The sequence below is a fragment of the Streptomyces sp. NBC_00358 genome, assembly GCF_036099295.1.
Classification (GTDB): Bacteria; Actinomycetota; Actinomycetes; order Streptomycetales; family Streptomycetaceae; genus Streptomyces.
This window is the reverse complement of record NZ_CP107976.1, coordinates 4,394,853-4,407,606: the sequence shown is the minus strand read 5'-3', so window position 1 is coordinate 4,407,606 and position 12,754 is coordinate 4,394,853. Positions and strand designations below refer to the sequence as shown.

The 12,754-nt window shown below is 73.1% G+C and carries 8 protein-coding genes; 4 read left to right on the top strand and 4 right to left on the bottom strand.

All coding sequences use genetic code 11. From position 1 onward, the window contains the following. Window positions 1-89: 89 nt before the first annotated feature. The gene (locus tag OHT01_RS18560) at window positions 90-1,655 is read right to left on the bottom strand and encodes an APC family permease (RefSeq protein ID WP_328554253.1); all 1,566 of its coding nucleotides are present in this window, start codon (window positions 1,653-1,655) and stop codon (window positions 90-92) included. 322 nt (window positions 1,656-1,977) lie between these two features. Here OHT01_RS18560 and OHT01_RS18555 point away from each other — a divergent pair, with 322 nt between their 5' ends. From OHT01_RS18555 to OHT01_RS18545, 3 genes are all read left to right on the top strand, one after another. Then, window positions 1,978-2,403: a DUF3052 domain-containing protein gene (locus OHT01_RS18555; protein WP_328554252.1), complete on the top strand. Its 426-nt coding sequence runs from the start codon at window positions 1,978-1,980 to the stop codon at window positions 2,401-2,403. A 113-nt stretch (window positions 2,404-2,516) separates the two neighbouring features. Continuing rightward, entirely contained in the window at window positions 2,517-3,431 is a 915-nt protein-coding gene (locus OHT01_RS18550) for a glycosyltransferase family 2 protein (protein ID WP_328554251.1), read from the top strand. Between the two features lie 303 nt (window positions 3,432-3,734). Next, a complete protein-coding gene (locus OHT01_RS18545; RefSeq protein ID WP_328554250.1) occupies window positions 3,735-7,550 on the top strand; it encodes an AfsR/SARP family transcriptional regulator in 3,816 nt (1,271 codons plus the stop codon). A 305-nt stretch (window positions 7,551-7,855) separates the two neighbouring features. Here the strand turns inward: OHT01_RS18545 and OHT01_RS18540 are convergent, their stop codons facing one another. Together OHT01_RS18540 and OHT01_RS18535 are read right to left on the bottom strand one after the other, a co-directional pair. Next, window positions 7,856-9,547, bottom strand: coding sequence for a bifunctional 3'-5' exonuclease/DNA polymerase (locus OHT01_RS18540; RefSeq protein ID WP_328554249.1), 1,692 nt, complete (start codon window positions 9,545-9,547; stop codon window positions 7,856-7,858). Window positions 9,548-9,711: 164 nt separating this feature from the next. Continuing rightward, window positions 9,712-10,449 (bottom strand): Clp protease N-terminal domain-containing protein, encoded by a 738-nt coding sequence (locus OHT01_RS18535; protein WP_328554248.1) that lies wholly within the window; start codon window positions 10,447-10,449, stop codon window positions 9,712-9,714. A 351-nt stretch (window positions 10,450-10,800) separates the two neighbouring features. On the opposite strand from OHT01_RS18535, the gene OHT01_RS18530 reads away from it, so the two are divergent. Next, complete coding sequence (locus OHT01_RS18530) at window positions 10,801-11,928, top strand: DUF2786 domain-containing protein (RefSeq protein ID WP_328554247.1); 1,128 nt, start codon at window positions 10,801-10,803, stop codon at window positions 11,926-11,928. Between the two features lie 12 nt (window positions 11,929-11,940). Here the strand turns inward: OHT01_RS18530 and OHT01_RS18525 are convergent, their stop codons facing one another. Next, window positions 11,941-12,498 carry a DUF4232 domain-containing protein gene (locus OHT01_RS18525; RefSeq protein WP_328554246.1) on the bottom strand — a complete coding sequence of 186 codons (558 nt, stop codon included), beginning with the start codon at window positions 12,496-12,498 and terminating at the stop codon, window positions 11,941-11,943. Window positions 12,499-12,754 lie beyond the last annotated feature (256 nt).

Here is a 12,754-nt window from a genome sequence, read left to right as displayed (position 1 = left end):
TGGCCTCTTCCCCCGCGCCACCGGGGCGGCTCACCGCTGTCCCGCTCCGTCCCGCTCCGTCCAGGGCGGCCGGTGGTGGCGGGTGGGGGTCAGTGGCCGCTCGGGTCGTGGGACGAGACCGCGATCGTCTCCTTGCGGAAGTAGCTCGGCCGGAACGCGCTGTACAGGAACATCAGGACGGCTCCGAGGAGGAGTGCGCCGATACCGGTGACGAAGACGCCGCCGAGCTGCCAGTGCGGCGGGAACGGCAGGGTCCACGAAGTGCTGCCGTAGTCGGCGGCGGCGTACACGAAGCAGGCGTTGACGAAGAAGTAGAGGAGCATGGCGCCACCCAGGCCCGGCATGATCCCGCGGGTCCAGAGGTCGCGTGGGCTACGGGTGAGGACCCTGCGGTAGTACCAGACGCAGGCGAAGCCGGTGAGACCGTAGTAGAACGCGATCATCAGCCCGACCGAGCCGATGGAGTCGGCCAGCACGTTCTCGCTCACCCGGGTCAGCATCACGTAGAAGGCGATCGAGGCCAGGCCCATGCCCACGGTGGACCAGGTCGGGGTGAGGAACCGGGGGTGGATGCGGGCGAAGCGCTGCGGGATGGCCTTGAAGGCGGCCATCGACAGGGTGGTGCGCGCCGTCGGGAGGATGGTCGTCTGGGTGGAGGCCGCCGCGGAGGTCAGCACCATCACGATCAGGAGTTTGGTGGCGACCGTGCCCCAGCCCCCGGTACCGAAGACCTCGGCGCCGAGGCTGGAGAGGACGTCTCCGGAGTTGTCCGGGTTGCCCAGGCCGATGCCGTGCACGCCCACACCGGCGAACGCCTGCGCGGACGTGGTGACCATGACGTAGACGAGCAGCAGGATGACGGTGGAGATGACGGCGGCGCGGCCCGGGGTGCGGTCGCGGTCCACGGTCTCCTCGTTCACCGACACCGCGGTGTCCCAGCCCCAGTAGATGAACACTCCGGCGAGGATGCTCTTGGTCAGGTCGTCAAAAGAGTTGATCTTGAAGGGGTTGAACCACGACCACGAGATCTCCGACGAGACCGCCGGCGCCGTACCGCCGTACACCTTGACCAGGGCGGTGACCGCGAGCAGACACAGCACCACGATCTCGATGGTGAGCAGGGCCTTCTGCAGGTTGGCCGACAGCTCGATCCCGATATAGCAGATCAGGGTCATCACGGCGATCCACAGGACACCGACCACGGTGACCCAGAACGTGTTCTGCGCCAGCCCGTCCGCGCCGATGAGCTGGAAGCCGTACGCGCCGGCGATCTGGGCCAGGTTGGCCATCACGATGATGTCGGCCGCGACGATGCCCCATCCGCCCAGCCAGCCGGTACGGGGGCCGAAGGCCCTGGCCGCCCAGGTGAACGTGGTGCCGCAGTCGGGGTCGGCCCGGTTGAGCTCCTTGTAGCCGTAGGCGATCAGGAACATCGGGACGAAGGCCAGCACGATCACGATCGGTGACTGGAAGCCCACGATCCCGACGATGACGCCGAGGGTCGCCGCGAGGCTGTAGGCGGGGGCGGTGGAGGCCAACCCGATCACCGTGCTGGAGAACAGGCCCAGCGCGCCGCCCTTGAGGCCCTTGTCCGTGGCGCCCGGTCCCAGCGGGGGCAGCGGTGCGGGCGGCGGCGGGACGGATGGTGAGCTCATGGCGCCCTCCGGACCTCGTGGCGCCCGCCGTGGGTGGACCGGGCGCCCCCGTTCCCGGCTCGGGAGCCTCGGGCTTCCCCGGGGGCACCGGGAAGCCCCGGGGTACCGGGCCGCTCCCACCAGGATGAACCCGCTCGCCGACAACCGGTAGTCGAGCCGCGGGCGCCGCTCGCCGGACCCTCTCGGTGGCGCGCGGTCGCCGCTGTCCCGTCGCGGCCGGACGGGCGTCGAGAACCGGACGGACGGGCCGCCCGCCGTCGAGCACCGGGGGCCGGGGGCGCGTACGCGGGCCGACCGGGTCACGCGGTGGCATCCTGCGGGCATGACGGGATCCAGCGCGACGGGCGGCGGGTACTCCGGCACTCCGCTCGCCCGGAAGATCGGCATCAAGGCGGGGCAGCGGGTGCGGCTGGTCGACGGGCCGCGGGACTGGGAGATTCCCGGACTGCCCGAGGGCTGCGAGGTCGAGGACGGCGGCCCCGAGGGGGCGGACGTCACGGTCGCCTTCTTCCGGGAGCGGGCCGAACTGGCGGCGCGGGCGCCCGGGTTGGTCCGGGACCTGTCCGACGCGGCCATGCTCTGGATCGCCCGGCCCCGCCGCGCGGCCGGGCACAGCAGCGACATCACGGAGAACGATCTGCGGGACCTCTTCCTGCCGCTCGGTGTCGTCGACGTGAAGGTGGCGGCGCTGGGGGAGGACTGGTCGGGGCTGAAATTCGTCCGGCGCAAGGAGAATCGGCTCTCCTGATCGCGGACGTATGGGCGTAGACCAGGACGTTCGCGCGGCGGACGGGACAACGTCCGTGAGGGGGAATTCCGGTGAACGGCTAGCATCGCGGCACAGTTGTCGGCCGGGATGGGGTGGGTGTCGTGTCACAGGCGGAGGAGGGGCCGCGGATCGCCGTTGCCGTGGTGACCATGGGCAATCGGCCCGTCGAGGTCGACGCACTGCTCACTTCCGTGGCCAAGCAGGACGTGGCGCCCGCCCGGATCGTGATCGTCGGCAACGGCTGCCCGCTGCCGGAGTTCGCCGAACGCCTCGGCCTGCCGGGCGAGGTGACCACCGTCGAACTGGACGAGAACCTCGGCTGCCCCGGTGGCCGGAACGTCGGCCTGGGCCGGCTCCGTGAGTTCGGGGACGTGGATGTCGTCGTCGAGCTCGACGACGACGGGCTGCTCGTCGACGGCGACGTGCTGCGCAAGGTGCGCGACCTGTACGCGGCCCGGCCGCGGCTCGGGATCGTCGGCTTCCGCATCGCCGACGAGAACGGGGAGACCCAGCGCCGCCATGTGCCGAGGGTCGGGGCCAAGGACCCGATGCGCGGCGGACCGGTCACCGGCTTCCTCGGCGGCGGCCACGCGCTGTCCATGCCGATGCTCGCCGAGACCGGGGACTGGCCCGCCGAGTTCTTCTTCGCGCACGAGGAGACCGACCTCGCCTGGCGGGCCATAGACGCCGGCTGGACCGTCCTGTACGAGCCCGAACTGCTCCTCCAGCACCCGAAGACCTCGCCCGCCCGGCACGCCATCTACTACCGCGTGACCGCCCGCAACCGGGTCTGGCTCACCCGCCGCCGGCTGCCGCTGGCGCTGATCCCGGTGCACCTGGGGATCTGGATGCTGCTCACGCTGCTGCGGACGCGTTCGGTCGGCGGGCTGAGGGCCTGGTTCGGCGGCTTCGCGGAGGGGCTGCGGAAGTCCGGCGGAGAGCGTCGCCCGATGCGCTGGCGGACGGTGTGGCGGCTGACCCGTCTCGGGCGCCCGCCGGTCATCTGAGCCCTGGTTCGCGGACTCGGTACGGACGGAGGCCCCGGTCGATCACCTCGCGACCGGGGCCTCTCACGTCCCCGGATCCGGCCGCGGCGGCGACACTCCCCCGAGTTACGCGTAGTACGCGCGCACCGTCGGGCCAGATCCGATGGACTGATCACATCAGGCCCCGCCAACGGATCGCTAACATAAGGCCAACGGTTCCCTGGGGAACGATCAGTCGATCGGCGTGAACTCGCCCCGAGAGGGCGGGAAACCGCCGTGGTGCGCGGCCGGACGGGCCGGGCGGAAAGGCAGTGGGGCGGCGTGATGCGGAACGGGCTGCGGTTCGGGCTGCTGGGGGCGCCGGTCCTGTACGACGCGGACGGCGAGGTCGGCTCGGTCGGCGGCGGCAAGATGCGCGCCCTGCTGACGGCGCTGCTCCTCGAACCGGGCCGGGTCGTCTCCGTCGACGTACTCAAGGACGCCTTGTGGGGCGGGGCACCACCCGCCTCCGCCCAGGCGTCCCTGCAGAACCACGTGACCCGGCTGCGCCGTCTCCTCGACGACCCGGAACGGCTGCGCGCGGTACCGCCGGGATACGTCCTGCGGGTCGGCGAGGACGAGTTCGACGTCCGCGTCTTCGAGCGGCACGCGACCCTCGCGCGCGACGCGCACGCCGAGCGCGACTGGGAGCGGGCGTTGCGCGAGTCCACCGCCGCGCTCGCGCTGTGGCGTGGCACCCCGCTGAGCGGCCTGCCGCCCGAGACGGGCGGTCACGCCTTCGTCCAGCGCCTGGAGGAGGCCCGGCTGCTGGTCCTCGAATGGCGGTACGAGGCGGAGCTGTGCCTTGCTCCGACGGCCTCCCGGCTCGACCGGCTGGCACCGGAGCTGGCCGCGCGTACGGCGGAGCATCCGCTCCGCGAGTCGTTCCACCGGCTTCTGATGCTCGTCCTGCACCGCGACGGCCGCCAGGCCGAGGCCCTCGCCGTCCACCGCGACCTGCGGGCCCGCCTGCTCGACGAACTCGGCGTCGAGCCGGGACCCGCGGTGCGCAGGGCACACCTGGAGATCCTCCGGGACAGCGACCCGGCCGCGGGCGGCCCGTACACCGACGACCGCATCCTGGCCGGCACCCGCGCGGGCGTCGGCACCGGCGTCGGCGCCGAGGACGGACTCCGGGCGCGCGCCGGAAACCCGGGCGGCGACCGGAGCGGCGACGGAACCCGCCCCGGGCACGGGACTCCCGGGCGCTCCCCGAACCGGGCAAGGGACGGCGTCGGCGCCAGGAACCGAGGCTGGGGCCGAGACCGGGACGGACTCGGGGAACAGGACCCGGACCGGGAGCAGGACCTGGACCGGACCTGGCACGGGAACAGGGACGCGGAAAGGGGCCCCGACGAGGGCGGGGCCGGTGACAGGGATCCGGATCCGGGCGTCGGCGGGGACAGGGGGCGAAGCGGCGGCCGGGACGGGGACGACGGGGCGGCGGAGGCCGTACCCGGCTCCGACCGGGGCGACCGGGACGCGCCCGCGCCGCCCCGACCTGCCCAACTCCCGCCGCCCCCGGCGTACTTCACCGGCCGCGAGGACGCCCGCGAGCGGCTGCGTCAGATCCTGGACCCGGAACGCTCCGAGCGCCTGACGCACCCGGAAATCCCGGCACGCCCGGACGGCGACGTCAACGGCACGCCGACCGAAGGCGTGCCGGCAGATGTGCCCGCGGATACGTCCGGTGGCGTGTCCGGACGTACGGCCGGAGGCACGTCCGGAGGCCCGTCCGGCGACGGCCCGACGACCGCCGGAGCAGGCGCCGGTGCCCGCGTCGGCGTCGGAGTGAACGCCGCGACGGCAGCCTGGGCGGCCGTCGGGACGGTCGACCAGGCGCACGGTGCTTCTCGCGGCCGGCTTCCCGGCGGCGACCCCACCACCGGTGTGCCCCGCGTCGCGGTGATCAGCGGGATGGCCGGCGTCGGCAAGAGCGCGCTCGCGCTGCATGTCGCGCACGGGCTGAGGGAACGATTCACCGACGGCCAGCTCTATGTGAACCTGCACGGCGCCACCCCCGGCATGACCCCGCTCACCGCCGGACAGGCGCTCGCCGCGCTCCTGCGCGACCTGGGCGCGGAACCCCGGCGTATCCCCGAACACCCGGACGCGGCAGCGGCGTTGCTCCGCTCGATGCTCGCACCCACCCGAACCCTCATGGTGCTCGACGACGCGGCGCACGCCGCCCAGGTGCGGCCGCTGCTGCCGGCCGGCGCGGGCTGCGCGGTGATCGTGACGAGCCGGTCGCCCCTCACCGCCCTGGACGGCGCCACCCGTTTCCCGCTCGCGCCGTTGACGGACGAGGACAGCGCGGCCCTGCTCCGCGCGGTCTCCGGTCGCCAGGACGGACTCGACGGCGGGCACCCCCTCGTCGAGCTCACCGGCCGGCTGCCGCTTGCCCTCCGGGTGGTCGCGGCCCGCCTCGCCGCCCGCCACGCCCTGACCCCCGACGTACTGGCCGGTCAACTGGCCGCCACGGAAGGGCGTCTGCATCATCTGGAGTACGACGACCTGAGCGTGCGCCGCTCGCTCGCCGTCGCGCACGACGCGCTGCGCGCCTCCGAGCGCGAGGCCGACCGGGACGCGGCGCTCGCCCTGTGCCGGATCGGCGCGCTCGACCTGCCGGTCTACGGAGCCGCCCTGGTCGCCCGGCTCGCCGGCACCGACGAACGCCGTGCCGAGGCCGCGCTCGACCGCCTCGTCGATGTCGCGCTCCTGGAGGAGACGGCCTACGGCCGCTACGCGCCGCACGACCTCGTACGGGACTTCGCCCGGGAGATCGCGGGAGCGGCGGAGTGCGTCCTGACGACGTCGACGGCGAGGGCGACCGTTACGGCGACCGCGACCGCCGGAGCGGGTTCGGGCGTCGGCGTGGATACGGGCGCGGGCACAGACGACGGCACGGGTACGGGCGCGGGTACAGGAGACGGCACGGGTACCGGCGGAGGTGCCGGCGCGAGCACAGCCGCCGGCGGGCATGACGCGGTCGTCGCCGAGCGGGCCCTGCGCTGGTACGCCGGTGTCGCCGCCCGTTCCCTGGAGGCGATTCTCGAACCCGGCCTCGACAGGGAGGACCGCGGCAGGCCGACCGCCTCGCAGCCCGCCGGGCACACGGTGGACGTCGCGGCCACACCCCCGTTCTGTTCCGCGCGGGAGGCCTTCGCCTGGGGCGACACGGAGCTGGCGAATGTCGTGGCGTTGGCGGAGCGGTACGCGCAGAGCTCGCCGTACGTCCCGGTGCTGGCCCGCATGCTCAACCCGTACGTCCAACGCAGCGGCCGGGTGGCCGAGTTGGAGGTCCTCCAGCGGGCCGCGCTCGGAACGGCGCGGCTGCTCGGAGACGAGGCCGCGGAGGCGTTCGCGCTCGGCGACCTCGGGGGCCTGCACTTCATGACGGGCCGGGTCGGCGAGGCCCTCACCCTGAACGACGAGGCGCTCGCGATCTGGTGCCGCCTCGGAGTGCCGTCCTGCATGCGGCGGGGGCTGAACAACCGGGGCATGCTGCTCGAAAGTCTCGGCCGCTACGCCGAGTCCAGTGAGGCGCTGCTCCAAAGTCTCCAGTTCTCAAGGGAGTTGGGCGATCCACACATGGAGGCCATCACCTACAGCCACCTCGGCAACCTGTACGAGCACACCGATCCACGGGCCGCCATCGACCACCACAAGCGCAGCCTGGCCATCGGCGACGCCGTACAGGACGTGATCATCCGGCACTCGGCGCACTGCAACATCGGCTACGCCCACCTCACGCTCGGCGAACCGGCCGCCGCCGTACCGCACTTCGAGGAGAGCCTGCGCGTCCTGGGCAACCACGGCGACTGGCACGGCGAGTCGCAGACCCGGCTCGGCCTGGTGCGCGCCCTGCGCGGTGTCGGCCAGTGGGAACGGGCCGCGCGCGAGTGCGATCTGCTGCGATGCCGCGCCGACCGTCGCGCCGACCGGTACACCGGAGGCCTCGCCCGCCATCAGCGAGGTCTGCTGCTGCGGGAACGGGGCGACGCCGAGGCGGCGTACCAGGAGTGGACCGCGGCCCTGGAAGCCCTGGAGGAGACGGACAGCCCGGTCACGGGCGAACTGCGGCTACTGCTGGCGAAGTAACCGCCGCCGCCACCCCTCGGCCACCGCCACCGCGGCCACCCCTCGGCCACCGCCACCGCGGCCACCCCTCGGCTGCCGCCACCGCGGCCACCCCTCGGCTGCCGTCACCGCTGCCGTCACCGCCGCTGCCGAAAGCGCGGTCGCCGTCGCTGCCGTCACCGCTGAGGCGCCGCCGTCACCGTTGCCGCCGCTGAAGCCGCCATCACCGCTACCGTCGTCGTCACCGCTACCGCCGTCGTCGTCACCGCTGACGCCGACTTCCGCGCCGACGCGCCCGCGTGGCAAGGGAGCTGCGAGCCGACATGCTACTTCGCGTCGGCGTAGCACCGCACGACCGCCGTCGTGAACGGGAACCGCACCGGCGTCTCCCCGAACGTGAGGCGGCCCGCGAGTTCGGCGGCGTCGCGGATGGCGGCCACCACCGTGTCGGCCTCCTCGGCGGGGCAGTGCACGATCACCTCGTCGTGCTGGAAGAAGACCAATTCGGCGGCGAGCCCGGAGCAGGTGCGGCGAAGGTCCGCCAGCACCAGCAGGGCCCAGTCGGCGGCACTGCCCTGCACGACGAAGTTGCGCGCGAACCGTCCGCGGGCCCGGGAGTTGGAGGAGGCGTAGCCCGGTACCCAGCCCTGGTCGACGGTGGTGTCGGCGGGCTCGTCCTGCGGGATGCCCGCCTCCTCCCCGCTGTCGTCGCCCGTCCCGGCCGCCGGAGGACAGGTCCGCCCCAGCCAGGTCCGTACCAGGCGGCCCTCTTCGCCGGCGCGGGCCGCGTCGTCGACGTAGGCCACGGCCTTGGGGAAACGGCGGCGGAGCAGGGCGAGGTTCTTCAGCCCGTCGCCGGACGTCTGGCCGTAGACGGCGCCGAGCACGGCGAGTTTCGCCTGCGCGCGGTCGCCGGAGAAGGCCCTGTCCGACACCGACTGGTAGAGATCGCTCTCGCGGCCCGCGACCTCCATCAGGCCGGGGTCGCGCGAGATGGCCGCGAGGACGCGGGGCTCCATCTGGTCGGCGTCGGCGACGACCAGTCGCCAGCCGGGGTCGGCGACGACGGCACGCCGGATCACCTTGGGGATCTGGAGGGCACCACCGCCGTTCGTCACCCAGCGCCCGGTGACCGTCCCGCCCGGCAGGTACTCGGGGCGGAACCGTCCGTCGCGCACCCAGTCCTGGAGCCAGGACCAGCCGTGGGCGACCCAGATCCGGTACAGCCTCTTGTACTCAAGCAGCGGCTTCACGGCCGGATGGTCGATCGACTCGATCTCCCACCGCCGGGTGGACTTGACCTTGATCCCGGCCTGCGCGAACGCCTTGACGACGTCGGCCGGGAGATCGGGTCTGACCCGTCGCCCGAAGGCGGCGGAGACCTCCTCGGTGAGCTCGGCGAGCCGCCGGGGCTCACCGCCTCCGGTGTAGCGCTCGCCGAGCAGTTCGTGCAGCAGGTCCCGGTGGACGTCCGCGCTCCACGGCAGCCCCGACTGGTTCATCTCCGCGGCGACCAGCATCCCCGCCGACTCGGCGGCCGTCAGCAACCGCATCCGGCCCGGGTGCGCGGTGGCCTCATGGCGGCGCTGCTGGTCGGCGTAGACCGTGAGGAGATCCGCCAGTGGCAGGTGCACCGGGCGCGGTTCGAAGAGGGAGGACTGCGAACCGGGCTCGGCGGAACGCTGCGGCGGGTCCGGTGGTACGGGGCCGCCGCGCAGTCTCGCGAGCGCGGCGGCCGCCGACCGGGGCTCGCCGAGCCGCCCCTCGTGTCCGAGCAGCAGGGTCTCGGCGGCCTCCATGTCGTAGCACCGCTCTACTCGCACCCCCGTGGCGAGCAGGCGCGGGTAGACATCGGCCGTCGACCGCCATACCCACCGGATCACGTCCGGCCGGGTGCGCACGGCCTCCGCGAGGTCCGCCTCCCGGCGGACCGGCCCTGTGGGCAGCCCGTCCGGGCCGAGGGCGGCGATCTCCGCGCCACCGTCCTCGGCCGGCGCGAGAGCCCAGCGCTCGGTCATGCCTCCGAGTCTCGCAGGGGGGTCTGACAACGGCCGCGGACGCGACCTGCGGGGCTTGGCCGCGGTGCGGGTTCCGTCTCCCTTCGGCCCCGCTGATCCGTCGGTGGATGGCGGATCGGTGGATTCCCCCGTCGCTCCTTCCACCGCTCCTTCCACGGCTCCCTCTACTGCTCCCTCTGCTGTGCCCCCGTCGCGATGATCTCCAGCACGCGCGCGAGGTAGGCCTCCGCCGCTGTCTTGTCGATGCCGATGCCACTGAGGACGCCGTCGCCGTTCTCGTGCTCCAGGAGGGCCAGGAGGATGTGTTCGGTGCCGACGTAGTTGTGGCCGAGACGGAGGGCCTCGCGGAAGGTGAGTTCCAGGACCTTCTTGGCGCCGGGGCCGTACGGGATGAGTTCGGGGACCTCGTCGGCCGCCGGCGGGAGCGCCGCGGTCGCGGCCTCGCGGACGGCGTCCAGGGTCACGCCCTGCGCGGTGACCGCCTTCGCCGCGAGGCCCTCGGGCTCGGAGAGGAGGCCGAGGACGAGGTGCTCGGGGAGTCCCTCCGTGTTGCCCGCGGCCTTCGCCTCGTTGTGCGCGGCCATGACCGCGTTCCGGGCACGGGGCGTGTAGCGGCCGAACCCCTGGCTGGGGTCGAGGTCCACCTCCGCCTTGGGTACGAACCGCTTCTGCGCGGCCTGCCGCGTGACGCCCATGCTCCTGCCGATGTCCGTCCAGGACGCTCCCGAACGTCGTGCCTGGTCCACGAAGTGCCCGATCAGATGGTCGGCCACGTCGCCCAGGTGATCGGCTGCGATCACCGCGTCCTGCAGTTGGTCGAGCGCGTCGCTGTGCACCTTCTTGATGGCCTCGATGAGGTCGTCGAGACGCACGGATGCCTTGCCGGATGGATTCGTCGTCATGTGTCAACCTTAGGTTGACAGTGCATAACTGTCAACCCGAAGTTGACATCTGTCGCGGCGGGCGGGACGAGCAGCAGGGCGAGGGCGGGACGAGGGCAGGGCGGAGGCCGCGCGGAGGCGCGGGGGAATCGGTCGGTGCGGTCAGGTGCGGTCGGTGCGGTGAGTGCCGTGAGTGCGGTCGGTGTGGCCGGTGCGGGCGGGGTTCGGGGAGTGGTCCGGGGAAGGCGCTCGCCGGACCGGGTGCGGCGTGCGACGCGAACGGGTGCGCTGTCCACAGGGTGTGGACGAGCCGACGGCTTCGGCGCCGGACCGTACTTCGGGCACACGCCCGGCCCGTGAAACGATCGGGGGATGAGTACGTCCAGCACCGTGGAGCGCGCCTTCGGGGCCGCCCTCTACGCCGACTCCGACGCGGCCCTCGACACCGGAGCCTCCCTGCTCGCCGCCGACCCGGCCTCCGACGCCGAACTCGCCCGACGCGGTGAGGAGTTCGTCGCGGCGGCCTGGCGGCGCGGCTGGCAGCCCGCCGATGTCGTACGGATCGTGCGGCGCGACCTGGACGACGTGCACGTACGCCTGGTGACGTCCTTGATCGTCGAGGAGGGGGACGGTGGCCGCGCGTCCCGGGGGGCGCGCTGGGCGGCTCAGCTCGACGAGTTGGAGGCCGAGCCTCGCGACGTCCGTACCGACCGCTTCTCCCGTGCCTCCGCCACCCTGGAGCTCTATCGCCTGCTCCTGCGGCTGCCTTCCATCGAGCCGCTGGACACGCCCAGGGCCCCGGCCGCCGCGGGCGCCCCGCAGGAGACGCGCATGCTCACCCGTATCCGCGCCCTGCTCGCCAAGGCGGAGGCGACCGGGTTCCCGGAGGAGGCGGAGGCGCTCAGCGCCAAGGCCCAGGAACTGATGGCACGGCACAGCATCGACGAGGCGCTGCTCGCGGCCCGGACCCATGCCAAGGACGCGCCCGGCGCCTGCCGCATCGGTGTCGAGCCGCCGTACGAGGCCGCCAAGGCGGTGCTCCTGGACGCGGTGGCGGGGGCGAACCGCTGCCGGGCCGTGTGGAACGACGCCCTCTGCTTCTCGACCGTGGTCGGCTTCGAACCCGATCTGGAGGCGGTCGAGCTCCTCTACACCTCGCTCCTCGTGCAGGCCACGGCGGCGATGACGAAGGCGGAGGCGGCGCAGCGGGCGGGTGGCCGCAAGCGTACGAAGACCTTCCGGCAGTCGTTCCTCGCCGCGTACGCGCACCGGATCGGCGACCGGCTCGCGTCGGTCGCCGAGGGCCAGGTGAGCGCCACGGAGGGGGAGTTGCTGCCGGTGCTGGCGGCCCGTGACGTGGCGGTCGCGGACCATCTGGACCGGATGTTCCCGCAGACCGTGACGACCCGGATGCGCGGGGTCACGGACGAGGCCGGATGGCACGAGGGCGCCGCGGCGGCGGACCGGGCCCAGGTCCGGGGCCGACGACCGCTTCCGTAGGGAGCCCGGTCGTCAGTCGCCCGCGTGCTGGAACGGCGTCATGGAGGCGTTGGGCTCGCCCGCCGATCCCTTGCCCGCGAGCGGGCCGTACGACCACGGGAAGCTCTGCGCGGCGGCGGCGCCGGGCAGGCCGATCTTGAGGGTCTTCGCCGCGAGGGTCTTCGCGTCGCCCGCCGCTCCTCGTACGTAGGTGATCGTGAAGGACGCGGTGTCACCCTTGGCGAGGGTCAGCTGCTCCGGCTGCGCGGACTTGTCCGCGACGATGTCCGCCGAGGCGCCGGCCGCCTGCACGGAAAGCACGGGGAAGCCCTTCAGGGTGCACTGGGCGCCCTTGTTGGTGAGGGTGACCGGGACGTTGCCCGTGTCCCCGGCGGCCGTGGCGGCGTTCGCGGGACCGACCTGGATGCCCTCGTCGCCGATCCGGCAGACCGCGGCGGCGGCCTTCTTCGCGGAGCCGGCCGTGTCACCGGATTTCCCGGAGCCGCTGGAGTCGCCGGAGCCGCCGCCGTCGCAGGAGGTCAGAGCGAGGGCCGCCGCGAGGACGGTGACGGCGATGGGCAGAGCGCGCATGGGTTCCCCTGGGAGTCGTGACGATGTGCATGGATCATCACGCACGCGGGTCCACCGAGGTTGCGCACCCCTGGCCGTTCACCCGCCCGGGACCGGTATCGCCCGCAATTGTCCGCGGACGTGCCCTGCGCTGACGGAACGGACCGCTGAAACGGACTGAATGGATCGGCTGGAGGGGACGGCTGGATGGAACGGCCGGATGGATCGACTGAAGGAGACGGCTGACGGGAACGGATGGCGGCGACTGCTTCGCGTG

Bases quoted from the DNA above. Each gene is read 5' to 3' on its own strand.
- OHT01_RS18560 (WP_328554253.1), bottom strand. From the start codon at position 1,655: ATGAGCTCACCATCCGTCCCGCCGCCGCCCGCACCGCTGCCCCCGCTG.
- OHT01_RS18555 (WP_328554252.1), top strand. From the start codon at position 1,978: ATGACGGGATCCAGCGCGACGGGCGGCGGGTACTCCGGCACTCCGCTC.
- OHT01_RS18545 (WP_328554250.1), top strand. From the start codon at position 3,735: ATGCGGAACGGGCTGCGGTTCGGGCTGCTGGGGGCGCCGGTCCTGTAC.
- OHT01_RS18540 (WP_328554249.1), bottom strand. From the start codon at position 9,547: ATGACCGAGCGCTGGGCTCTCGCGCCGGCCGAGGACGGTGGCGCGGAG.
- OHT01_RS18535 (WP_328554248.1), bottom strand. From the start codon at position 10,449: ATGACGACGAATCCATCCGGCAAGGCATCCGTGCGTCTCGACGACCTC.
- OHT01_RS18530 (WP_328554247.1), top strand. From the start codon at position 10,801: ATGAGTACGTCCAGCACCGTGGAGCGCGCCTTCGGGGCCGCCCTCTAC.
- OHT01_RS18525 (WP_328554246.1), bottom strand. From the start codon at position 12,498: ATGCGCGCTCTGCCCATCGCCGTCACCGTCCTCGCGGCGGCCCTCGCT.